Here is a 21,146-nt window from a genome sequence, read left to right as displayed (position 1 = left end):
TGCCGCCCAGAACGCCGCCTGGCGCCGGCCCTAGCTCATGTCGAACAGGCGCCGGTGCTCGCGGATGGCGTAGCGGTCGGTCATGCCGGCAATGTAGTCGGCGATGGCGCGGGCCTGGTCGTTGAAGGCGGCGCGGCGATAGTCCGGCGGCAACAGGCGCGGATCGTCCAGGAACGCCGCGAACAACTCGCGCACGATGCGGCGCGCCTTGGTGGTCATGCGCAGCACGCGGTAGTGCCGATACAGGTTGTCGAACAGGAACTTCTTCAGTTCGTCAGCCTCGCGCCGGATGCCTTCCGAGAACCCCGCCAGCGGCGGCGCGCGGCGCACGTCGTCGGCGCTGGCCGGCGCCGCGTCGCGGATGCGCGCCAGCGACGTCTGCGTCAGGTCGCCGATCAGGGTGTTGATCATGCGCCGGATGGTCTCGGCCACCGCGCGGCGCGACGCCAGGCCGGGATAGCGCGCCAGCACCTCGGCGTAATGGCGCTGGAAGATCGACACGCCCTGCAGCTGCTCCAGCGTGATGAGGCCGGAACGCAGGCCGTCGTCGATGTCGTGGTTGTTGTAGGCCACTTCATCGGCCAGGTTGGCGATCTGCGCCTCCAGCGACGGCTGGGTGCGCGCCAGGAAGCGCTCGCCCACCGCGCCCAGCTGCCGCGCATGGGCCGCCGAGCAATGCTTCAAGATGCCTTCGCGGGTCTCGAAGCACAGGTTCAATCCGTTGAAATCGGCATAGCGCTCTTCAAGCTCATCGACCACCCGCAGGCTCTGCAGGTTGTGCTCGAAGCCGCCGGCCTCGGGCGCCAGTTCGCGCATGCAGGCGTTGAGCTCGTCCTGGCCGGCATGGCCGAACGGCGTGTGGCCCAGGTCGTGCGCCAGCGAAATGGCTTCGGTCAGGTCTTCCGACAGCCCCAGGCTGCGCGCCAGGGTGCGCGCGATCTGCGCCACTTCCAGGCTGTGTGTCAGCCGGGTGCGGAACAGGTCGCCTTCGTGGTTCACGAACACCTGGGTCTTGTATTCCAGCCGCCGGAACGCGCTGGAATGGATGATGCGATCGCGGTCGCGCTGGAATTCCGTGCGGTTTTCCGGCGCGGGTTCGGCATAGGCCCGGCCGCGCGATCGGGACGGGTCGGATGCATAGGAAGCCAGTTCTTTCATCTGCGACACCGTCTCTCCAGCGGTCTTTACTGAGTGGTTCGGGCCAGTACGGCGCGCACGGCATCGGCCGGCGCCGCCCGCATCATCGCTGCGCCGATGCGGGTCATGAGCACGTAGCGGATCTCGCCGCCCTCGGTCTTCTTGTCGACCTGCATCAGGTCGAGCCAGCGATCGGCCCCCAGGTCGGGCGCGACCACGGGACAGCCGATGGCCTCGACCAGGGCGTGCACGCGGGCCACGTCGGCGCGCGGGAAGCCGGCCACGTCGGCCGACAGTTCCGCCGCCTGCACCATGCCGCAGCCGACCGCCTCGCCGTGCAGCCAGGCGCCGTAGCCCAGGCCCGCCTCGATGGCGTGGCCGAAGGTATGGCCCAGGTTCAGGATGGCGCGCAGGCCGGATTCGCGTTCGTCCTTGCCCACCACCTGCGCCTTCAGCTCGCACGAACGGCGGATGGCATAGGCGATGGCCTGCGGGTCCAGGCTGCGCAATTTCTGCGCATTCTGTTCGCACCAGGTCCAGAATTCCGGATCCAGGATCAGGCCGTACTTGATGACTTCGGCCAGGCCGGCCGACACTTCGCGCGCCGGCAGCGTGGCCAGCACGGCGGTGTCGATCTCGACCGCCAGCGGCTGGTAGAACGCGCCGATCATGTTCTTGCCGAGCGGATGGTTCACGGCCGTCTTGCCGCCGACCGACGAATCGACCTGGGCCAGCAGGGTCGTGGGCACCTGCACGAAACGCACGCCGCGCATGTAGACCGCGGCGGCGAAGCCGGTCATGTCGCCGATCACGCCGCCGCCCAGCGCCACCAGCACGCAGCGGCGGTCCAGGCGATGGGTCAAGAACGCGTCGAAGATCAGGTTCAGGGACTGCCAGTCTTTGTACGACTCGCCGTCGGGCAGCTCGATGCGCAGCACCCGCTTGCCGGTGCGCGCCAGCGCGGCTTCGGCGCGTTCGCCGTACAAGGCGGCCACGGTCGGGTTGGTCACCACCGCGATGGCGGTGGCGTCGGCGGGGATGCTCTCGTGCAGGGCATCCAGGCGCCCCGGCGCGATGCGGATCGGGTACTGTCCGCCCGGGGTGTCGACCTCAACAACGTTCATATCTGCTTCTCGAAGGCTTGTAATTGCGGCAGGAGCGCCTTGACCAGGGTGTGGATGGGCATGGAGCCGGTTTCCACCACCAGGTCGGCGACTTCCTTGTAGAGGGGTTCGCGCAGGGTCATCAGGTCGCGCAGCGTGCCGCGCGGATCGGCGGTGGCCAGCAGGGGCCGGTTGCGATCGCGGCAGGTGCGGCGGAACAATTCGTCCACACTGGCCCTCAAATAGACCACGATGCCCCGCTCGCGCAGGCGCAACCGGTTTTCGGCGGCCAGGATGGCGCCGCCGCCGGTGGCGAGAATTATGTTGCGGCGTTGGGTACACTCTTCCAGGGCGGCGGATTCCCGGCGACGGAAACCGGCCTCACCCTCGATTTCGAAGATTACCGGCACCCGCACGCCGCAACGCGCCTCGAGCTCATGGTCCAGATCGATAAAATCGCGCCCCAGGGCTCGCGCCAGGCCACGGCCGATGGTCGTCTTGCCCGCCCCCATCATCCCCACCAGGAAGATGGGCAGGTCGTGCGGCAACGACACGGTCTTGCCCAGGCACTCCGAGGCGCAAGGCGGGTTTTCGGGCGCCTCGCCGGAGGGCGCCAGGTCCGGGTCAGCCTCCGGACATGAGTGAGCGGAAAAGTTCATGACGGCATTATCACATCTGCCGCCAAGTTGCCCGCGCACCACACTGAACTATCTTGTTACAGAAACCGATCCGCCACACTGAGGCGGGACCGGAGATACCCGTAAAATCGCCGCGATGAGCAAGCCGCAGAATTCCTCCAAAAAAGACAAGCCCGCCAATAACGGTTCCCCGATATTGCGTTTTTTCGTCAAGACCGGCATTTTCTTTGCCGGCCTGTTCCTGTGCGGCGTGCTGCTGGCGGGCATGGCGCTGGCGCTGGCCTGGCCCAACCTGCCGGACCTGAACGCCATGACGGACTACCGCCCGCGGGTGCCGCTGCGCGTCTACACGGCGGACAAGGTGCTGATCGGCGAGTTCGGCGAAGAGCGCCGCAACGTGCTGCGCTTCAATGAAATCCCGGACGTGATGAAGTCCGCGGTGCTGGCGGCCGAGGACGACCGCTTCTACCAGCACGGCGGGATCGACTGGACCGGCGTGGTGCGCGCCGGCCTGACCAACCTGATCAACATGTCCAAGACGCAGGGCGCCAGCACGATCACCATGCAGGTGGCGCGCAACTTCTACCTGTCGTCGGAAAAGACCTACTCGCGCAAGTTCTACGAACTGCTGCTGACGTTCAAGATCGAATCCGAGCTCACCAAGGACCAGATCCTCGAGCTCTACATGAACCAGATCTACCTGGGTCACCGCGCCTACGGCTTCGCCGCCGCCTCGCGCACCTATTTCGGCAAGCCGCTGTCCGAAGTGACGCCGGCCGAGGCCGCGATGCTGGCCGGCATTCCCAAGGCCCCGTCGCGCTTCAACCCGATCTCCAACCGCCCCCGCGCCGAACTGCGCCAGCGCTACGTGCTGGGCCGCATGCAGTCGCTGGGCTACCTGACCGAGCCTGAGTACAAACAGGCGATGGCGCAGCAGATCGTCATGAAGTCGGCGGAAGGCACGCCGGCCGGCGGCTACAGCATCCATGGCGAATACGTGGCCGAACTGGCGCGCCAGCTGCTGTTCAATGTGTACCAGGACAACGTCTACTCGCGCGGCATCAACATCTACACCACGGTCCAGTCCAAGGACCAGGAAGCGGCCTACCGCGCCGTGCGCGAAGGCGTGCTGGAATACACCCGCCGCGCGCCCTACCCCGGCCCCGAGGAACAGCTCGACCTGCCCCCGGGCACCGAGAACAACCCGCAAGCCCTGGATGAATTCCTGGACGGCGTGTTCGACAAGTTCGGCGACAGCGGCGACCTGCTGACCGCGCTGGTGCTGTCGGCCAGCCCCACCGAAGTGAAGCTGGCGCGCAGTTCGCGCGAGATCATCACTGTCACCGACAAGAAGGTGCTGGGCGTGGTGGCGCGCGCGCTCAACGACAAGGCCAAGCCCGAGCAGCGCATCAAGCGCGGTTCGGTGGTCTACATCCGCAAGCTGGGCGACAACTGGGAAATCATCAACCTGCCGTCGGTGCAGGCCGCGTTCGTGGCGCTGTCGCCGCAGGACGGCGCGATCCGCGCCATGGTCGGCGGTTTCGATTTCTACCGCGGCAACTTCAATCGCGTGACGCAGGCCTGGCGCCAGCCCGGCTCGAACATCAAGCCGTTCATCTACGCCGCCTCGCTCGAGCGCGGCCTGACGCCGGCCACGCAGATCTCCGACCAGCCGTTCGAGCTGACCGCGGCGCAGACCGGCTCCAAGGCCTGGAACCCGAAGAACTACGGCAACCAGTACGAGCCCATGCTGACGCTGCGCCAGGGCCTGTACAAGTCCAAGAACATGGTCTCGATCCGCATCCTGCAGGCCATCGGTCCGCAGTACGCCCAGGACTACCTGACCCGCTTCGGCTTCGACAAGGCGCGCCAGCCCGCGGTGCTGCCGCTGGCGCTGGGCGCCGGCTCGGTGACCCCGCTGCAGCTGGCCGGCGCGTTCTCGGTGTTCGCCAACGGCGGCTACCGCGTCACGCCCTACCTGATCGATCGCGTCACCGACAGCAACGGCAAGATCGTGATGCAGGCCAAGCCGACCGTGGCCGGCGACGCCGCCGCCCGCGCCATCGACCCGCGCACCGCCTGGATCATGGACGACGTGCTGCGCGGCGTGGCCACCTACGGCACCGCCGCCCGCGCCCGCGTGCTGCTCAAGCGCAACGACATCGCCGGCAAGACTGGCACCACCAACGAATCGGTGGACGCCTGGTTCTCGGGCTATACGCCCTCGCTGGTGGCCACCGCCTGGCTCGGCTTCGATCAGCCCAAGTCGCTGGGTTCGCGTGAAACCGGCGGCGGCGTGGCCATGCCGATCTGGGTCGATTACATGCAGGACGTGCTCAAGGGCGTGCCGGAAGAAAAGCCGCGCCCCCGTCCCGACGGCATCATCGTCGAGAACGGCGAGTACTACTTCTCGGAATTCCCGCCCGGACAGGCGGTGGCGCGCCTGGGCCTGCCGCAGGCCGATACGCTGGGCGAGTTCCTGAACGGCCTGAACAACGACAGCGGCGAAGACAACCGCATCAAGGTCGGACCGGGCGTGGGCTCGCAGAACGCCCAACCCTGGTCGCAGAAGATCCCGTTCTGAACGGAATGAAAAAAAGGCCGGCGTCAGCCGGCCTTTTTCTTGGGCGTTACAGGCGGATCGTGACGGGCACGCCGGCCGCCGCCGAACAGATCTGGGACAGGGCGTCCGGCAATTTCGGGCCGCCTCGGGTATCGTTCCAGTTCTGGCCGTCGTAACGGTAGTGGAAGCCGCCGCTGCGCGCGGCCACCCACAGTTCCTGCATGGCGGCCTGGCTGTTCACCACCACGTGGGTATTGTCTTCGAAGACCATCGTCAGCACATTGCCGCTGCGGCTGGTTTCGACGTCGACGTCGAGCGAAGCCGCCCAGTCATCGGCCTGGCTTTCGATGCTGTTCAGCACCTGGTCGATCAACGCAAGAAATTCGGATTCGGTCATAATCGAGCCTGCAAGAATTACGGAGTTCCCAGTGTTCCAATTGGCATTCAGCCGCATGTCTCTTCGCATTGTAGCCACGCTCTTGGCGACCGGCATGGTTGCGGCCTGCGGCTACAAGGGTCCGTTGTATACCCCGACGCCTGATGGGAAACCGCCATCAACCCACCAGCGACCGCCCACGACGCCACAAATCCCGACGCCCCTCTCCCTGCCATGACCGCCGCGTTCCCAGTTCCGCCCGAACTGGCCGGGCACCCCTTCTTCCAGTACCGCAACAACGTGCTGTACGCCGAAGACGTGCCGCTGGACCATCTGGCCGAAAAACTGGGAACGCCGCTCTACGTCTACTCCCGCGCGGCGCTCAAGGCCGCCTGGGAGACTTACCGTAGCGCCATCGGGCAACGCCCCGTGCAGGTCTGCTACGGCATGAAGGCCAATTCCAACCTGGCCGTCCTCAAGGAATTCGCCCGCCTGGGCGCGGGGTTCGACATCGTCTCCGGCGGTGAATTGAAACGCGCCCTGGCCGTCGGCGCCGATCCCGCCCGCATCGTCTTCTCCGGCGTCGGCAAGCAGGCCTGGGAGATGCGCGCGGCGCTGGCCGCCGGCGTCATGGGCTTCAACGTCGAATCCGAGGCCGAACTGCAGCGGCTGTCCGACGTGGCCCAGGACATGGGCTTGCGCGCCAGGGTATCGCTGCGCGTCAACCCGGATGTGGACGCGCAGACCCATCCCTATATTTCCACCGGCCTCAAGGAAAACAAGTTCGGCATCCCCATCGGGGCGGCGCTGGACGCCTACCGCAGCGCCCGCCTGCTGCCCGGCCTGGAGATCACCGGCCTGGACTGCCACATCGGCTCGCAGCTGACCGACATCAGTCCCTATTTCGACGCGCTGGAAAAACTGCTCGACCTGGTCGCCGACCTGGACGGCATCGGCATCCGCCTGTCGCACCTGGACCTGGGCGGCGGCCTGGGCATCCGCTACCGTGACGAAGTGCCGCCCTCGCCCAAGGCGCTGCTGGATCACGTGTTCCAGCGCCTGCAGGCGCGCGGCCAGGGCCATTTGCAGCTGGTGCTCGAACCCGGCCGGTCGCTGGTCGGCAACGCCGGCGTGCTGCTGACCACCGTCCAGTACCTGAAGCACGGCGAGGCGCGCAATTTCGCCATCGTCGATGCCGCCATGAACGACCTGCTGCGGCCGGCGCTGTACGACGCCTGGCACGGCCTGCGGCCGCTGCGGCCGCGCGCCGGCGACACGCTCGAATACGACGTCGTCGGCCCGGTCTGCGAAAGCGCCGACTGGCTGGCGCGGCAGCGCGCGCTGGCGCTGGAACAGGGCGACGTGCTGGCGCTGGAATCGGCCGGCGCCTACGGCATGACCATGGCCGGCAACTACAACACCCGCCCGCGCGCGGCCGAGGTCATGGTCGACGGCGACCGCTATCACGTGGTGCGCCAGCGCGAAACGCTGGACGACCTGCTGCGCGGCGAATCGACGCTGCCCTGAACGCCCCGCCGCCCCACGAAAAAGGCCCCGTCGAAACGGGGCCTTTTGCCGTGCGCGTCTGGCTCAGAGCTGGCCGTAGGAATGCAGGCCCGACAGGAACATGTTCACGCCGAGGAAGGCGAAGCCGGTGATCAGCAGGCCCGTCAGCGCCCAATAGGCCGCCATGGTGCCGCGCAGGCCCTTGATCAGGCGCATGTGCAGCCAGGCCGCGTAGTTCAGCCAGACGATCAGCGCCCAGGTTTCCTTGGGGTCCCACTGCCAGTAGGCGCCCCAGGCGTCCGCGGCCCACAGCGCGCCCAGGATGGTCGCCACGGTGAAGAAGGCGAAGCCGATGGCGATGGCGCGGTACATGATGTCGTCCAGCACCTCCAGCGGCGGCAGCGCGGCCGCGATGCGGCGCCGGCCCAGCAGGATGGCGCCGACGATCACGGCGCCGATGCCGAAGTACAGCATCCAGGTGGCCGACAGGCCATCGGTGCGGAACACCATGGGCTCGGCGCACAGCAGCACGCCCAGCACGAACAGCGGCGCCAGCTTGAGCCACGACGAGGTCTGGCCGTGCTGCTTGACCAGGTAGGCAAAGCCGACCATCGCCGCCAGCGAGAAGGTGCCATAGCCGATGAAATTGGCCGGCACGTGCAGCTTCATCCACCAGCTCTTGAGCGCCGGCACCAGCGGCTGGATCTGCCCGGCGTCGCGCGTGAACGAATACCACAGCAGGAACACCACCGCCGAGGTCACCACCAGCAGCACGAAGCCGCCCAGCGCGCGCGTGGCGTACTTGCGTTCGTAGTACAGGTAGAACAGCGCCGTGATCAGCGCGAACAGCACGAACACTTCGTACAGGTTGCTGACCGGGATGTGGCCCAGGTCCGGGCCCATCAGGTGGCCTTCGCGCCAGCGCACCAGCAGGCCGGTGACGCCCGCGAACACCGCGCCCCAGGTCAGCGCCGTACCCAGCCAGGCCGCGGTCGGGCTGAAGAAGCCGATCCAGTAGCAGACCATGGCCAGCGCGAACAGCGCGCTCATCCACAGGATGGCCGACTGCGACGAGAACAGGTATTTCAGGAAGAACACCTGCTCGGCCCGCGCCAGGTCATTGCCGTAGAGCATCAGCGCCAGGCCGGCCGCGATCGCACAGGCCACCATCAGGCGGCGCAGGGGCCGCCACAGCCAGCCCATCCAGGCCAGCACCGGCACGGTGCCGCACAGGATGATCTTCTCGTAGTAGTCCATGGCGCCGCTGAAACGCGTCAGCGCGAAACCGGCGCCCGCCGCCAGCAGCAGGAAGAACACGATGTCCGTCCAGTCCGGCCGGCCGCGCTGCGCGCGGCTGTCACCGGTCTCGGACAGGCTGTCCTGCCAGAGGTTGTCGGGCGTGGGGGAATGCGTGGTGGTCGTCGTGGACATAGGAAACCTTAAGACCCTTTCTGGCGCAGCAGCGCCTGCTTGAAGCGATCGAATTCCTGGTTGAAGTCGAGTGTACGCTTCTGCGACGTCATCGCCGCCAGGATGCCGCTGCCGCCTTGCTGCGGCTTGATCCAGATCCAGACGCGACGATCCCGAATATAGAACATCGAGAACACCCCCAGCACCAGCAGCAGGCTGCCGAGGTAGACCGTATTCTTGCCCGGCGTGCGGCTGACCTGGAACACGCTGGCCTGCACGTGGTTGAAATCGGCCAGCGAGAAGAAGACCGGCGCCGGATAGACCGTCAGGTCCGACAACGCCGCCACCGCCAGGCGCGACCACAGCGCGGCGCGCTCGGCCTCGGGGCCTTCGGTCGGGACCGGCGGCAACCCGGCGCGTTCGCGCTCGACCGCCCGCAGTTCGTTCATGCTGGCGCCGATCAGGCGGATCACCACGTCCGCGGCGCGCTCCAGGTCGGCGGCCGGCGTGTTGGCCTGCAGGAACGCGGCCACGGCCTGCAGGCCGCCGGAAGCATAGGTTTCCAGGGCGCGCTCGGCGGCCGTCTGCAGCGGCTGGTGGTCGGCGCCGCTGGGGCTGTTGCGCTCGGCGAAGCGGCGGGCCGCCTCCTGGCGCGCGGCGGGATCGGCCAGCGTCGCGCGCAGCCGCATGAACTCGGCCACGGAGCTGTCGTCGTCGGCCGGGATGCGCAGATAGCGGAACGGCTCGGAGGCATTGTTGCGTATGCCGGCCAGGAACACGCTGGCGCCGTCCAGCTGCACCGGCAGCATGTAATTCTGGAATTCGTGCGCCTGGCCGGCGTCGTCGATCAACTTGTATTCGACGCTGGGGCCCACGTTGCGCAGGTTCTCGTTCTTCTTGCCGGCGGCGCTGCCGGACACCGAGGCCACGTGCTCGGCGAAGCTCTGGTTGCCGCCCTTGGGATCGCCGCGGGTCAGGTCCTCGACGTTGATCGGGCGCAGGGCCGTGATCTCCACGCCCATGCTGCGCGGGCCACGCGCTGTGTTAGCGCTTACTTCGGCGGTCTTGCCCACGGTGCCGTCAACATTGAACGTGGCGCTGTCGGCGCCCACCAGCGGATAGCCCTTGAGCACCACCGTGCTGCCGCCGTCGTCGAAGCTGGACTGGTAGACCGTCATGCCCTTGAACCGCAGCGGCTCGTTGACCTCGATGGTCGAATCGAAACTCTTGCCGGTATCCGGATCGGTCACTTCGACTTCGCTGGCGAAGCGGCTGGGCATGCCGGTCGAGTAGTAATCGACGACGAATTTCTTGAGCTTCAGGGTGAACGGCATCGGCTGCACCAGCGCGCCGTCGCCCACCATCACCACCGCGGTGCTGGCCTGGCCATTTTCCGGCACCAGCACGCTGGCGCGGAAGCTCGGGTTGTTGACCGACAGGCGGCCGCTCTCCGGCACCTCGGAAATCAGCATGTTCTCGACGATCGGCTTCTTGCCGCCGAACATCACCTGCAGGCGCACCGGCAGCTCGCTGTCGAGCAGCCCGCCGATACAGATGATGACCATGGCGGCGTGGGCGAACACGTAGCCCAGCCGGTTGGCGCTGCCCTTCTTGGCCGCCAGCAGCACGCCGGTGCTGTCCTGGCGCTCGCGCACCGCGTAGCCCATGCGCTTGAGCAGCGCGGTCAGGCCCGCCGCGGTCTGCGGCACGTCGGTCGGCGCCTCGGTCTCGACGCGATGCGGAAAGGCCCGCAGGCTGCCGCCGCGCACGTGCTCGCGGAACGAGCGCGCGTCGCGCAGCATCTTGGGCGCATTGCGGATCAGACAGACCGTGGTCGAGATGACCAGGAACGCCATGATCAGCAGGAACCACCAGCTGTTGTAGACGTGCCAGATCGAGAACTTGTCGAACACCTCGAACCAGAACGGGCCGAACTGGTCGATGTAGTTGTTGGACGACCGGTTCTGCTGCAGCACCGTTCCCACCAGGCTCGCCACGCAGATGAACATCAGCAGGCTGACGGCGAAGCGCATCGAGCCCAGCAATTCAAACAGATCGCGGGGCAGGCTGCGCAGGGAGGGACGGGAGTGTGTCTGAGTCGAATTCATGAAAAAAGGGGGGCCGCACGATCGGCTACCCCCCTCGTAGACAGCGCAGGACGGAAACAGGTTCCGTCATGCCCAGGTTGCGTGAACGCGGACCAGCCGCGCGCGTTGCCGGCGGGTGCTTACCGCAGGCCGGCCGCGTAGTCCGCCACGGCCTTGATGTCGGCATCCGACATCCGGTCGGCCACGGCGTGCATCACGTCGTTGGCGCGATCGCCGCTGCGGAACAGCTTGAGCTGCTCTTCGATATACAAGGGGAACTGGCCCGACAGGCGGGGATACTGGCCCGGAATGCCCGCGCCGTTGGCAGAATGGCATGCCGCACAGGCGGGAACATTGCGCTCGGGCAATCCACCGCGCCAGATCTTTTGACCCAGATCAACCAACTTCTCATAACCGGCGGTGGCCGGCTCTTTCAGCGGTTGCTGCGCCAGGTACAGCGCGATGTTCTGCATGTCGGCCGGCGTCAGGTTCTGCGCCATGGCGGTCATGGGGGTGGGATTGCCGCCCGGGCCGTTGCGCACCGGCAGCTTGGCGCCCTGCTTGACCTGGAAGTCGGTCAATTGCTTGACCAGATATTCGTGGGGTTGCGCAGCCAGGTTGGGATTCACCGGGATGGTGCTGTTACCCGCCGCGCCATGACAGGACGCACAGGCGATGATGCCGCGCGAGGCATCGCCCTGGTCAAACAGCTGCCCGCCCTTGGCGGCATCTGGCTTGGCCGGGCCCGCGGCGCCATCGGCGGCGAAACTCGTAGTAGATAAGGCGGAGGCGCCGAGCAACAGCCCGCTCGCAACCAACATCCGGGACAGCACACGCTTCATGAAGACCTCGACGATCACATCGATCAAGGCGCAAAAAGGCGCCCACGCCTGCCCGCACATCTGGAAAACCGTATCGAACCTGATTTGCCCGTTTGCCTGCTCGTCAAAGGCCGGGGTACCTGGGAAACCGGCTGGCCGGCTGGTACGAAATGCCCTCAACAGTAAGCAAAAGAGACGGCTCCGCGCACGGGGACCACTGTTGCAAACGCCGGATTATACAATAGGGCTCGAAACCAACTGTAGCCAAAGCCATCCGTGTCCCTCCTACATCGCGCCTCTTTCCTCACGTCAGCCGCTCGCCTCGACCAGTTGCCGCCCCCTGATGCGCCCGAGGTTTGCTTCGTCGGCCGCTCCAACGCCGGCAAGTCCACGGCCATCAACGTGCTGTGCAACCAACGCCGTCTCGCCTTCTCGAGCAAGACGCCGGGCCGCACGCGCCTGATCAACATGTTCGGCCTGCCCGACCCGTTGAACCCGGAAGGCCACATCGGCTATCTCGTCGACCTGCCCGGCTACGGCTATGCGTCCGTGGCCCGCGATGAAAAGGAAAAGTGGGCCGACATCCTGGGCGGCTACCTGCGCGACCGCGAATCGCTGGCCGGCATCGTGCTGCTCATCGACATCCGCCGCGGCGTCACCGAACTGGACCGCCGCCTGGCCAACTTCATCGCCCCCACCGGCCGCCCGGTGCTGGCGCTGCTCACCAAAGCCGACAAGCTGCCTTACGGCCAGCGCGTGCGCACCGTGTTCTCGGTACGCAAGGACCTGGCGGACATCGGCGCCCTGCACACCATCCCCTTCTCGGCGCCGGAGCGCATCGGCCTGGAAGAAGCTGGCGCGCACATAGAAAACTGGATTTCTCCCAAGGTCGTACCATGAACCCGCAGATCATCACCCCCGACTTCCCGGTTTCCCGCCCCCGCCGCCTGCGCCGCGACGACTACACCCGCCGCCTGGTGCGCGAGAACGCCCTCACCGTCAACGACCTGATCTATCCGGTCTTCGTGGCCGAGGGCAATGGCCTGAAGCAGGCCGTGCCGTCGCTGCCGGGCGTGGTGCGCTATTCGCTGGACACGTTGCTGCCGGTGGCCGAGGAATGCGTGGCGCTGGGCATCCCGGTGCTGTCGCTGTTTCCCGCCATCGACCCGGCGCTCAAGACGCCCGACGGCATCGAGGCCACCAATCCCGACGGCCTGATCCCGCGCGTGGTGCGCGAGCTGAAGAAGCAATTCCCGGACCTGGGCGTGCTGTGCGACGTGGCGCTGGACCCGTACACCAGCCATGGCCAGGACGGCGTCATCGATGAAAACGGCTACGTCATCAACGAGCCGACCGTCGAGATCCTCGTCAAGCAGGCGCTGACGCAGGCCGCCGCCGGCGTCGACATGGTCGCCCCCAGCGACATGATGGACGGCCGCATCGGCGCCGTGCGCCGCGCGCTCGAAGCCAACGGCTACATCCACACGCAGATCATGGCCTACTCGGCCAAGTACGCCAGCGCCTTCTACGGCCCGTTCCGCGACGCCGTGGGCTCGGCCACCAACCTGGGCAAGTCCAACAAGATGGCCTACCAGATGGACCCGGGCAACCTGGACGAAGCGCTGCGTGAAGTCGCCGCCGACCTGCAGGAAGGCGCCGACATGGTCATGGTCAAGCCCGGCATGCCGTACCTGGACGTGCTGCGCCGCGTCAAGGACACCTTCCGCGTGCCGACCTTCGCCTACCAGGTGAGCGGTGAATACGCGATGATCAAGGCGGCTTCGGCCAATGGCTGGCTGGACCACGACAAGGTCATGATGGAAGCCCTGCTGGCGTTCAAGCGCGCCGGCGCCGACGGCATCCTGACGTACTTCGCGATCGAAGCGGCGCGGCTGCTCAAGCAGCAGCGCTGATCCTGGAGGGCGAGGCCGCCACGGCCCTGCCCCGCTTGTCATCCGCGCGCATCGACATGATGCGCGCGTGCCAACGGCGGGCCCTTGCGGCCCGCCGCGTTTTCAGCGCGATGCCGGCGCGCCACGGCGCAGGCCGAGCCACGTGCCGCTGAGAATGCAGGCCAGCCCCGCCACGTGCACCAGCGTCACGTGCTCGTCCAGGAACAGCGCGGCGAACAGCAGACCGAAGATCGGCAGCCAGTTCACGAACAGCGCCGCGCGACTGATGCCCAGCCTGGCGATGCCGGCGTTCCACAGGATGTTGCTGACGCCCGAGGCGATCACCGCCGAGAACAGCAGCACCAGCCACGGCCACCAGGTCATGCTCCAGTTGTCCGCGTCATACGACGATGGCGTCATCGCCGCGTGCACCATCAACATCAGGCCGCCGGCCAGGTACATGTACCAGAGCATCGCCAGCGGATCGAGCGTGCGCGAGATGCGCTGGATCACCAGCCCGCCGAACACGAACACCGCCACCGCCAGGAACACGATGGCATCGCCCCAGCCAGTCAGCCCCAGCTGCGCGCCGCTGCCCACCACCACCATCGCCACGCCGGCCAGGCCCAGCAAGGCGCCGGCGATCCGCAGCCACGTCAGCCGCTCGCGATAGAACAGCGCCGCCAGCAGCGCCGACAGCAAGGGACTGGTGGCCATCAGCAGCGTGCCATTGGCGGCCGACGAGAACTGCAACCCGTACACCAGCGCGGTCTGGTGCGCGTACACCACCAGGAAGCCGGCCAGCGCCACCCAGGCCAGTTCCACGCGCCCCAGCTTCGGAATGCGGCCGCGCCGGGCCTTGACGATGAGCGTGACGGCGACGAACGCCACGGCGATCCGCAAGGCCGCCAGGGCGCGGATATCCATGTGCTGCGTCAGGTACTTGATGGAGACGATGTTCAGGCCCCAGGTGGCCATGACGAACATCAGTTGCAGATAGATCAGACCGGTGCGGTCCTGGCTTGCATCGACTGTCGGAGACGTCACGGGCGCCGGCCTGAGGGAGTGGAGGCGCCGCCCACGCGGCGCGAGCCCTCATGGTAGCGGCCGGCCGCCGCTCAGCGCAATAGCACGCGGTCCAGCGACTCGGTGAAACGCTTGGCGTCCTGGAAGCCCACCACGCGGGCCTCCGGCAGTTCCTTGCCACCGGGTTCGAAGAACATGATCCCCGGCGGGCCGAACAGGCGGAAGCGCTTGAGCAGCGCGCGATCGTCGGCATTGTTGGCGGTCACGTCGGCCTGCACCAGCAGCATGCCGGCCATGCGTTGCGCCACGCCCGGATCGGTGAAGGTGAAACGCTCCATCTCGCGGCACGACACGCACCAGTCGGCGTAGAAGTCCAGCATCACCGGCTGCTGGCTCTGCGCCAGCAGCGCATCCAGTTCGGCGTTGTTGCGCACCCGCTTGAACTGCACTTCGCCGGCATGCGCCGCGGCGCCGGCCGCGGCCGGGCCGCCGGAAGCGAAGTGCGACAGCGGCTGCAGCACGTCGCGGCCGCCGCTGGCCGCGCCGATCAGCCACGCGGCGGCGGCCAGGGCCAGCAACAGGCCGATGCCCTTGCCGAACATGCGCGCCGAGCCGGCGCCGGCCGGCAGCGCGTCGAACGCGCGCAGCATCACCGCGCCGACGATCGCCAGGAAGGCCCAGCCGGTCATCTGCACCCAGGTCGGCACCACCGGAATCAGCATCCACCAGGCGGTCGCCAGCAGCAGCATGCCGAACAGCCGCTTGACGCCATCCATCCACGGCCCCGCCTTGGGCAGCAGCGCGCCCGACGAGGCGCCGACGATCAGCAGCGGCACGCCCATGCCCCACGCCATCGCGAACAGGGCCGAGCCGCCCAGCACTACGTCGCCGGTCTGCGAGATATACAGCAGCGCGCCCGCCAGCGGCGCGGCCACGCACGGCCCGACGATCAGCGCCGACAGCGCGCCCATCAGCAAGGCGCCGGTATAGCGGCCGCCGGGAATGCGCGACGAGCGCTCGGCCAGCCGCGCCTGGATGCCGGACGGCATCTGGAAGGTGAAGGCATCGAACATCGCCAGCGCCAGCACCGCCAGCAGGATCGCGAACAACGTCAGGATCCACGGCGTCTGCAGCCACGCGGCCAGGCCCGCGCCGCTCAGGCCGGCGGCCACGCCCAGCGCGGTGTAGACCACCGACATGCCCAGCACGTAGGTCGCCGCCAGCGCCAGGCCGCGGCCGCGCGTCGGACGTTCCTGGCTGGCGCCGCCCAGCACGATCGAGGACAGGATGGGAATCATGGGCAGCACGCAGGGCGTGAACGCCAGCAGCAGGCCCAGCACCAGGAACACGCCGGCCGTCTTGATCCAGCCCAGCCCACCCAGGGCATCGGCCAGGCCGGTGTCGCCCGCGTTCACCAGCGCGCTCAGGCCACCGCCCGAAGCCGCCGGCGCGGCCGAGGCGCCGCCGCTGCCCGCCAGCGCGTAGCCGCCCGCCACCGGCGTCAGCTTCACGCTGCTGTCCATCGGCGGATAGCACAGGCCGGCATCGGCGCAGCCCTGGCCGGTCAGCGTCAGCGTGAACGGCTGGCCGCCAGGCGTCACCGGCACGCGGATCACCACGTCCTGGTGATAGACCTCCATGTCCTTCTCGAAGGTCGGGTCGTATTTGACGTCGCCCTTGGGATAGACCGGCTCGCCCAGCGTGGCCGCGCCCAGCGGGCTGATGCTGATGCCGAAGCGCTCGCGGTACATGTAGTAGCCCGGCGCCACGCGGAAACGCAGCTCGACGGTATCGGGCGTGGCCATCGCCGCGCTGAAGACAAACGCCTTTTCAGGCTCGAGGAACTCGGCCTCGGCGCGCGCCGGCGCGTTCCAGGCCAGCCACAGCATGGCCACGGCCAGCAGCGCCAACAGCTTGGGGAAAAAGGCACGCATCGGTGCGCCGGTTCGGACCGCGGGTTGCAACATCAGTCTCTCTTGTTCTGCACGACGGCCGTTTGCTGGCGCACCCAGTCGAGATAGGGCGCAGCGCCGCCGATGACCGGCAGCACGATGATTTCGGGCACGTCGTAGGGATGCATCTGCGCCAGGGCCTGGACCACGGCCTGGTGGCGCGCGTAGGTGGTCTTGATGTGGATGGGGATTTCCTCGGCCCCTTCCACCTCGCCTTGCCACTGGTAGATGGACAGGCCCGGCGCGCCAAGGTTCACGCAGGCGGCCAGGCCATCCTCGACCAGCACGTGGGCGATGCGCTTGGCCAGCAACAGGTCCGGCGCATTGCTGATGACCAGCACGACGTCGTCATCGCGCAACATGGAGCCTCCTGGGAATACCCGTGTGGGATGTAACTCGGGGTATTTTATCGGTATCGCCGCCCGCGTCCGCCGACAATCAGACCCGTGGCCATCGCGCACCCCATCCCACCGAGACAAGCATGTCCGACAACTGCCTGTTCTGCCGCATCGCCCGCCACGAGATCCCGGCCCACATCATCCACGAAGACGACCGCCTGATGGCCTTCCTGGACATCCAGCCGGTGCGCCCCGGGCACACGCTGATCATCCCCAAGCAGCACTATCCCTACTACGAGGACATGCCCGCCGACCTGGCCGGCCACATCGTCAACCTGGGGCAGAAGCTGGGGCGCCACATGAAGCGGCTTTACGGCGTGGACCGCGTCGGCTTCGCCTTCACCGGCATCCACGTGGCGCACACCCATGCGCACGTGATCCCCATGCACCATCCGCAGGACGTGACCTCGACCCAGTACATCGAGCAGCAGGACCTGACCTTCCGCATGCCGCCGCAGGCGCCCCAGGAGGCCCTGGCGGCCACCGCCGCGCAATTGCGGGGGGAACTGCACGCCTCGTAGCGATCGGCCCGCCTGCGCCGTCTGGGCGATCCGCAAGCGTCGCGCAAAAAAACAAGGGCGGGTCCGAAGACCCGCCCTTGTCGCTTATCTAGACACCGAAACTTATTCGGCGCTGTCCTCAGCGGCCTCATCGACTTCCGGACGGTCGACCAACTCCATGAAAGCCATGGGAGCGTTGTCGCCTTGACGGAAACCCATCTTCAGCACGCGGGTGTAGCCGCCGTTGCGGGCCGCGTAGCGCGGGCCGATTTCGGCGAACAGCTTCACCACGGCGTCGCGATCGCGCAGACGGGCAAAAGCCAGACGCTTGTTCGCGAGGGTGGGTTCTTTACCCAGCGTGATCAGGGGTTCGATGACGCGGCGCAGTTCTTTCGCCTTGGGCAGCGTGGTCTTGATGGCTTCGTGGGTGATCAACGAAACGGCCATGTTGCGGAACATGGCAAGACGGTGACTGCTGGTGCGGTTGAGCTTACGCAAGCCATTACCGTGACGCATGATAAGTATCCTTTGAATCTAATGAAGGCGTTTCCGCCATCGGGTTATCCGGCTCTTCTATCAACCTGCAATCAGGCCGCGGTCCGGTGGAAAACGGTGCATTTTACGACGGTTTCGCAAACCGCCCGGCGGTGAGGCCGGGCGCCGCGGGAAACGCCCCTGCGAGAGGGGCGCCACCCTGCAAGACTTACGGACGCTCCAGGCCCAGCGGGGGCCAGTTTTCGAGCTTCATGCCCAGCGTCAGGCCGCGTGCGGCCAGGACTTCCTTGATCTCGTTGAGCGACTTGCGACCCAGGTTCGGGGTCTTGAGCAGTTCGTTCTCGGTGCGCTGGATCAGGTCGCCGATGTAGTAGATGTTTTCGGCCTTCAGGCAGTTGGCCGAACGCACGGTCAGTTCCAGGTCGTCGACCGGACGCAGCAGCACCGGGTCGATCTGCGGCGTGCCGCGGACCGGGGCTTCGTACGAATCGCCAGCGCCTTCCAGGGCGGCGAAGACCGAGATCTGGTCCATCAGGATGCGAGCCGACTGGCGCACCGCTTCCTCGGGCGAGATGACGCCGTTGGTTTCGATGTCCAGGACCAGCTTGTCCAGGTCGGTGCGCTGTTCCACGCGGGCGCTTTCAACCGCGTAGCTGACGCGGCGGACCGGGCTGAACGAGGCGTCCAGGACGATGCGGCCGATGGTGTGGGTGCGGTCTTCCGACAGCGCGCGCACGTTGCCCGGCACGTAGCCGCGGCCCTTTTCGACCTTGATCTGCATTTCCAGCTTGCCCGCGTCCGTCAGGTTGCAGATGGCGTGGCCGGGGTTGATGATCTCGACGTCGTGCGGCAGCTCGATGTCGCTGGCCAGCACGGTGCCGGCGCCGGTCTTGCGCAGGACCAGGGTGACTTCGTCACGGTTGTGCAGCTTGAAGACCACGCCCTTCAGGTTCAGCAGGATGTCGACGACATCTTCGCGAACGCCCGGGATGGTCGAGTATTCGTGCACCACGCCCGTCATCTGGACTTCGGTCGGCGCGTAGCCGGTCATCGAAGACAGCAGGATGCGGCGCAGGGCGTTGCCCAGCGTATGGCCGTAGCCGCGCTCGAACGGCTCCATCACGATCTTGGCATGGTGGGTGCCGACCGGTTCGACTTCAATGGAGCGCGGCTTCAGGAAACCTTGAGTGGACATGTACTGTGTTCCTTTTCAATACCCTCGGCTCGTTACACCGATAAGGCTGATGGACAGGTTGAAACGTGAAACGCGGGCAGCGCAAAAAGCCGCCCGATACTTACCGCAAAGCCCGCCCCGCCGAATGGCGGAAAGCGGGCTGCTGCGAGACTTGCAAACCGGTCGCGAAACCAGCGTGCCAGCACCTTGCGAAGGAGGCGCCGGCAGGCGTGATTAACGCGAGTACAGTTCGACGACCATCGATTCGTTGATGTCGCGAGCGACGTCAGCGCGATCGGGGGCCGACTTGAACGTGCCGGTCAGCTTGGTCGTGTCGACTTCCACCCACTGGGGGATGCCGATGCTGGTGGCCAGGTCGAGCGATTCCTTGATACGGCCTTGCTTCTTGGCCTTTTCACGGATCGAGATGACGTCGCCAGCCTTGACCAGCATCGAAGCGATGTCGGCGGTGTGGCCGTTCAGCTCGATGGCGCGGTGGCTCACCAGCTGGCGAGCTTCGGCGCGGGTCGAGCCGAAGCCCATGCGGTAGACGACGTTGTCCAGGCGCGATTCCAGCAGCTGGATCAGCGTTTCGCCGGTGTTGCCACGGCGACGCTCGGCTTCAGCGAAGTACTTGCGGAATTGCTTTTCCAGCACGCCGTACATGCGCTTGAGCTTTTGCTTTTCGCGCAGCTGCAGGCCGTAGTCGGAAGTGCGGGCACCCGAAGTGCGGCCGTGTTGGCCAGGCTTGGAATCCAGCTTGCACTTGGAATCCAGCGAGCGACGGGCGCTCTTCAGGAACAGGTCAGTACCCTCGCGGCGCGAGAGCTTGCATTTGGGTCCAATATAACGTGCCATGTGGATTCCCTTTAGATACGACGACGCTTCGGCGGACGGCAGCCGTTGTGCGGAACGGGCGTGATGTCGGCGATGGACGAGATCTTGATGCCCAGCGCGTTCAGCGCGCGGACCGACGATTCACGGCCGGGGCCGGGGCCCTTGATACGCACTTCCAGCGTCTTGATGCCGTATTCCAGCGCGACACGGCCGGCCGTTTCAGCGGCGACCTGCGCGGCGAACGGGGTCGACTTACGCGAACCCTTGAAGCCAGCACCGCCCGACGTGGCCCACGACAAAGCGTTGCCCTGACGGTCGGTGATGGTGATGATGGTGTTGTTGAACGAAGCGTGAACGTGCGCGATGCCGTCCGAGACGTTCTTCTTGACCTTTTTGCGCACGCGCGAAGCGCCGCTGGTGGAAGCTTTCGCCATAATCCAGTTCCTCGATTATTTCTTCAGGGACGCAGCAGCACGACGCGGGCCCTTGCGGGTCCGGGCGTTGGTGCGAGTGCGCTGGCCGCGCACGGGCAGGCCGCGCTTGTGGCGCATGCCGCGGTAGGTTCCCAGGTCGATCAAACGCTTGATCGAGAGCTGCACTTCACGACGCAGGTCACCTTCGACCGTGAACACACCAACGTGTTCACGGACGCGTTCCAGTTCAGCGTCGCTCAGATCCTTGACCTTTTTGTCAAACGGGACGTTAGCCGCTTCGCAGATCTTGCGAGCGCGCGTACGACCGATGCCAAAAATGGCGGTCAGGCCGATCTCGGCGTGCTGATGCGGCGGAATGTTAATGCCAGCAATACGGGCCATGACTGTTCCTTGAATAAATCCGTTGCGTAGTCGCTAACCCGAGTTAGCCTTGACGCTGCTTGTGACGCGGGTCGGTGCAGATAACGCGCACCACGCCGTGACGTTTGATAACTTTGCAGTTGCGGCAGATCCGCTTAACCGATGCCATTACTTTCATGGTTGACTCCTAATTTTCCGTAATCCGGTTTCGCTCACTTGGAGCGGAAAACAATCCTGGCTCGCGTCAGGTCATAGGGCGTGAGCTCCACTGTGACCTTGTCACCCGGCAGGATCCGGATGTAATGCATACGCATCTTGCCGGAAATATGGCCCAACACCACGTGGCCGTTTTCGAGCTTGACGCGAAATGTCGCGTTCGGGAGGTTCTCAAGAACCTCGCCTTGCATCTGAATGACGTCGTCCTTGGACATCTTTTG

Annotated in this window: 23 protein-coding genes; 6 read left to right on the top strand and 17 right to left on the bottom strand. The window is 66.3% G+C overall.

The annotated features are described in order from the left end of the window. Positions 1-30: 30 nt before the first annotated feature. Genes AOZ53_RS13465 through AOZ53_RS13455 form a run of 3 tightly spaced genes read right to left on the bottom strand, consistent with a single transcriptional unit; the run spans position 31 to position 2,899 of the window. The gene (locus AOZ53_RS13465) at positions 31-1,158 is read right to left on the bottom strand and encodes a deoxyguanosinetriphosphate triphosphohydrolase (RefSeq protein ID WP_054474570.1); all 1,128 of its coding nucleotides are present in this window, start codon (positions 1,156-1,158) and stop codon (positions 31-33) included. 26 nt (positions 1,159-1,184) lie between these two features. After that, entirely contained in the window at positions 1,185-2,261 is a 1,077-nt protein-coding gene (gene aroB, locus AOZ53_RS13460) for a 3-dehydroquinate synthase (protein WP_054488179.1), read from the bottom strand. Beyond that, on the bottom strand, positions 2,258-2,899 hold the full coding sequence (locus AOZ53_RS13455; protein ID WP_035359749.1) for a shikimate kinase: 642 nt from the start codon (positions 2,897-2,899) through the stop codon (positions 2,258-2,260). The genes aroB and AOZ53_RS13455 overlap by 4 nt, the downstream gene beginning before the upstream one ends. 115 nt (positions 2,900-3,014) lie before the next feature. On the opposite strand from AOZ53_RS13455, the gene AOZ53_RS13450 reads away from it, so the two are divergent. Continuing rightward, positions 3,015-5,462, top strand: coding sequence for a penicillin-binding protein 1A (locus AOZ53_RS13450; protein WP_006392016.1), 2,448 nt, complete (start codon positions 3,015-3,017; stop codon positions 5,460-5,462). A gap of 46 nt (positions 5,463-5,508) precedes the next feature. Here AOZ53_RS13450 and cyaY read toward each other — a convergent pair whose 3' ends face one another. After that, a complete protein-coding gene (gene cyaY / locus AOZ53_RS13445; protein ID WP_006392017.1) occupies positions 5,509-5,838 on the bottom strand; it encodes an iron donor protein CyaY in 330 nt (109 codons plus the stop codon). Between cyaY and AOZ53_RS35230 the strand changes: the two genes are divergently transcribed. Both AOZ53_RS35230 and lysA read left to right on the top strand, forming a co-directional pair. After that, a complete protein-coding gene (locus AOZ53_RS35230; RefSeq protein ID WP_306670203.1) occupies positions 5,789-6,055 on the top strand; it encodes an LPS translocon maturation chaperone LptM in 267 nt (88 codons plus the stop codon). The genes cyaY and AOZ53_RS35230 overlap by 50 nt on opposite strands. After that, positions 6,052-7,344, top strand: coding sequence for a diaminopimelate decarboxylase (lysA, locus tag AOZ53_RS13440; RefSeq protein WP_054488175.1), 1,293 nt, complete (start codon positions 6,052-6,054; stop codon positions 7,342-7,344). The genes AOZ53_RS35230 and lysA overlap by 4 nt, the downstream gene beginning before the upstream one ends. Before the next feature lie 63 nt (positions 7,345-7,407). On the opposite strand, the gene ccsB is transcribed toward lysA, so the two are convergent. From ccsB to AOZ53_RS13425, 3 genes are all read right to left on the bottom strand, one after another. Next, on the bottom strand, positions 7,408-8,754 hold the full coding sequence (ccsB, locus tag AOZ53_RS13435) for a c-type cytochrome biogenesis protein CcsB (RefSeq protein WP_006392019.1): 1,347 nt from the start codon (positions 8,752-8,754) through the stop codon (positions 7,408-7,410). A gap of 8 nt (positions 8,755-8,762) precedes the next feature. Then, positions 8,763-10,841 carry a cytochrome c biogenesis protein ResB gene (locus AOZ53_RS13430; protein WP_054488174.1) on the bottom strand — a complete coding sequence of 693 codons (2,079 nt, stop codon included), beginning with the start codon at positions 10,839-10,841 and terminating at the stop codon, positions 8,763-8,765. Positions 10,842-10,960: 119 nt separating this feature from the next. Next, positions 10,961-11,662, bottom strand: coding sequence for a c-type cytochrome (locus AOZ53_RS13425; protein WP_156333392.1), 702 nt, complete (start codon positions 11,660-11,662; stop codon positions 10,961-10,963). Between the two features lie 255 nt (positions 11,663-11,917). Here AOZ53_RS13425 and yihA point away from each other — a divergent pair, with 255 nt between their 5' ends. Together yihA and hemB are read left to right on the top strand one after the other, a co-directional pair. Continuing rightward, positions 11,918-12,541 carry a ribosome biogenesis GTP-binding protein YihA/YsxC gene (gene yihA, locus AOZ53_RS13420; protein ID WP_049077223.1) on the top strand — a complete coding sequence of 208 codons (624 nt, stop codon included), beginning with the start codon at positions 11,918-11,920 and terminating at the stop codon, positions 12,539-12,541. Further along, complete coding sequence (gene hemB / locus AOZ53_RS13415) at positions 12,538-13,554, top strand: porphobilinogen synthase (RefSeq protein WP_054430890.1); 1,017 nt, start codon at positions 12,538-12,540, stop codon at positions 13,552-13,554. The genes yihA and hemB overlap by 4 nt, the downstream gene beginning before the upstream one ends. A 102-nt stretch (positions 13,555-13,656) precedes the next feature. Here hemB and AOZ53_RS13410 read toward each other — a convergent pair whose 3' ends face one another. The 3 genes from AOZ53_RS13410 to cutA all read right to left on the bottom strand — a co-directional run bounded on the left by AOZ53_RS13410 (position 13,657) and on the right by cutA (position 16,873). Beyond that, positions 13,657-14,520, bottom strand: coding sequence for a DMT family transporter (locus tag AOZ53_RS13410; protein ID WP_054430891.1), 864 nt, complete (start codon positions 14,518-14,520; stop codon positions 13,657-13,659). Between the two features lie 131 nt (positions 14,521-14,651). Further along, entirely contained in the window at positions 14,652-16,493 is a 1,842-nt protein-coding gene (gene dsbD / locus AOZ53_RS13405; RefSeq protein ID WP_054474539.1) for a protein-disulfide reductase DsbD, read from the bottom strand. Positions 16,494-16,525: 32 nt separating this feature from the next. Next, entirely contained in the window at positions 16,526-16,873 is a 348-nt protein-coding gene (gene cutA, locus AOZ53_RS13400) for a divalent-cation tolerance protein CutA (protein WP_054430893.1), read from the bottom strand. Positions 16,874-16,992: 119 nt separating this feature from the next. Between cutA and AOZ53_RS13395 the strand changes: the two genes are divergently transcribed. Beyond that, positions 16,993-17,430 (top strand): HIT family protein, encoded by a 438-nt coding sequence (locus tag AOZ53_RS13395; RefSeq protein ID WP_006389638.1) that lies wholly within the window; start codon positions 16,993-16,995, stop codon positions 17,428-17,430. 102 nt (positions 17,431-17,532) lie between these two features. Here the strand turns inward: AOZ53_RS13395 and rplQ are convergent, their stop codons facing one another. The 7 genes from rplQ to infA all read right to left on the bottom strand — a co-directional run bounded on the left by rplQ (position 17,533) and on the right by infA (position 21,140). Further along, a complete protein-coding gene (gene rplQ / locus AOZ53_RS13390) occupies positions 17,533-17,925 on the bottom strand; it encodes a 50S ribosomal protein L17 (protein WP_006389635.1) in 393 nt (130 codons plus the stop codon). A 187-nt stretch (positions 17,926-18,112) separates the two neighbouring features. Then, entirely contained in the window at positions 18,113-19,099 is a 987-nt protein-coding gene (rpoA, locus tag AOZ53_RS13385; protein ID WP_006216514.1) for a DNA-directed RNA polymerase subunit alpha, read from the bottom strand. Between the two features lie 213 nt (positions 19,100-19,312). Further along, positions 19,313-19,936 carry a 30S ribosomal protein S4 gene (gene rpsD / locus AOZ53_RS13380; RefSeq protein ID WP_006389633.1) on the bottom strand — a complete coding sequence of 208 codons (624 nt, stop codon included), beginning with the start codon at positions 19,934-19,936 and terminating at the stop codon, positions 19,313-19,315. An 11-nt stretch (positions 19,937-19,947) separates the two neighbouring features. Further along, on the bottom strand, positions 19,948-20,349 hold the full coding sequence (gene rpsK, locus AOZ53_RS13375; protein ID WP_006216516.1) for a 30S ribosomal protein S11: 402 nt from the start codon (positions 20,347-20,349) through the stop codon (positions 19,948-19,950). A 15-nt stretch (positions 20,350-20,364) separates the two neighbouring features. Further along, a complete protein-coding gene (rpsM, locus tag AOZ53_RS13370) occupies positions 20,365-20,730 on the bottom strand; it encodes a 30S ribosomal protein S13 (protein ID WP_006389632.1) in 366 nt (121 codons plus the stop codon). Positions 20,731-20,773: 43 nt separating this feature from the next. After that, complete coding sequence (gene rpmJ / locus AOZ53_RS33400; protein ID WP_003806928.1) at positions 20,774-20,887, bottom strand: 50S ribosomal protein L36; 114 nt, start codon at positions 20,885-20,887, stop codon at positions 20,774-20,776. 34 nt (positions 20,888-20,921) lie between these two features. Continuing rightward, on the bottom strand, positions 20,922-21,140 hold the full coding sequence (gene infA, locus AOZ53_RS13365; RefSeq protein WP_003806927.1) for a translation initiation factor IF-1: 219 nt from the start codon (positions 21,138-21,140) through the stop codon (positions 20,922-20,924). Between the last annotated feature and the right edge of the window lie 6 nt (positions 21,141-21,146).

This window comes from Achromobacter sp. 2789STDY5608621 (assembly GCF_001299375.1).
Taxonomy (GTDB): Bacteria; Pseudomonadota; Gammaproteobacteria; order Burkholderiales; family Burkholderiaceae_B; genus Achromobacter; species Achromobacter insuavis.
The sequence above is the reverse complement of the archived record's forward strand: the minus strand, read 5'-3'. Positions and strand labels throughout refer to the sequence as shown.

Coding starts and splice junctions, on each gene's coding strand:
- AOZ53_RS13465 (WP_054474570.1), bottom strand. CDS start 1,158: ATGAAAGAACTGGCTTCCTATGCATCCGACCCGTCCCGATCGCGCGGC.
- aroB (WP_054488179.1), bottom strand. CDS start 2,261: ATGAACGTTGTTGAGGTCGACACCCCGGGCGGACAGTACCCGATCCGC.
- AOZ53_RS13455 (WP_035359749.1), bottom strand. CDS start 2,899: ATGAACTTTTCCGCTCACTCATGTCCGGAGGCTGACCCGGACCTGGCG.
- AOZ53_RS13450 (WP_006392016.1), top strand. CDS start 3,015: ATGAGCAAGCCGCAGAATTCCTCCAAAAAAGACAAGCCCGCCAATAAC.
- AOZ53_RS35230 (WP_306670203.1), top strand. CDS start 5,789: ATGCTGTTCAGCACCTGGTCGATCAACGCAAGAAATTCGGATTCGGTC.
- cyaY (WP_006392017.1), bottom strand. CDS start 5,838: ATGACCGAATCCGAATTTCTTGCGTTGATCGACCAGGTGCTGAACAGC.
- lysA (WP_054488175.1), top strand. CDS start 6,052: ATGACCGCCGCGTTCCCAGTTCCGCCCGAACTGGCCGGGCACCCCTTC.
- ccsB (WP_006392019.1), bottom strand. CDS start 8,754: ATGTCCACGACGACCACCACGCATTCCCCCACGCCCGACAACCTCTGG.
- AOZ53_RS13430 (WP_054488174.1), bottom strand. CDS start 10,841: ATGAATTCGACTCAGACACACTCCCGTCCCTCCCTGCGCAGCCTGCCC.
- AOZ53_RS13425 (WP_156333392.1), bottom strand. CDS start 11,662: ATGAAGCGTGTGCTGTCCCGGATGTTGGTTGCGAGCGGGCTGTTGCTC.
- hemB (WP_054430890.1), top strand. CDS start 12,538: ATGAACCCGCAGATCATCACCCCCGACTTCCCGGTTTCCCGCCCCCGC.
- AOZ53_RS13410 (WP_054430891.1), bottom strand. CDS start 14,520: ATGTTCGTCATGGCCACCTGGGGCCTGAACATCGTCTCCATCAAGTAC.
- dsbD (WP_054474539.1), bottom strand. CDS start 16,493: ATGCGTGCCTTTTTCCCCAAGCTGTTGGCGCTGCTGGCCGTGGCCATG.
- cutA (WP_054430893.1), bottom strand. CDS start 16,873: ATGTTGCGCGATGACGACGTCGTGCTGGTCATCAGCAATGCGCCGGAC.
- AOZ53_RS13395 (WP_006389638.1), top strand. CDS start 16,993: ATGTCCGACAACTGCCTGTTCTGCCGCATCGCCCGCCACGAGATCCCG.
- rplQ (WP_006389635.1), bottom strand. CDS start 17,925: ATGCGTCACGGTAATGGCTTGCGTAAGCTCAACCGCACCAGCAGTCAC.
- rpoA (WP_006216514.1), bottom strand. CDS start 19,099: ATGTCCACTCAAGGTTTCCTGAAGCCGCGCTCCATTGAAGTCGAACCG.
- rpsD (WP_006389633.1), bottom strand. CDS start 19,936: ATGGCACGTTATATTGGACCCAAATGCAAGCTCTCGCGCCGCGAGGGT.
- rpsK (WP_006216516.1), bottom strand. CDS start 20,349: ATGGCGAAAGCTTCCACCAGCGGCGCTTCGCGCGTGCGCAAAAAGGTC.
- rpsM (WP_006389632.1), bottom strand. CDS start 20,730: ATGGCCCGTATTGCTGGCATTAACATTCCGCCGCATCAGCACGCCGAG.
- rpmJ (WP_003806928.1), bottom strand. CDS start 20,887: ATGAAAGTAATGGCATCGGTTAAGCGGATCTGCCGCAACTGCAAAGTT.
- infA (WP_003806927.1), bottom strand. CDS start 21,140: ATGTCCAAGGACGACGTCATTCAGATGCAAGGCGAGGTTCTTGAGAAC.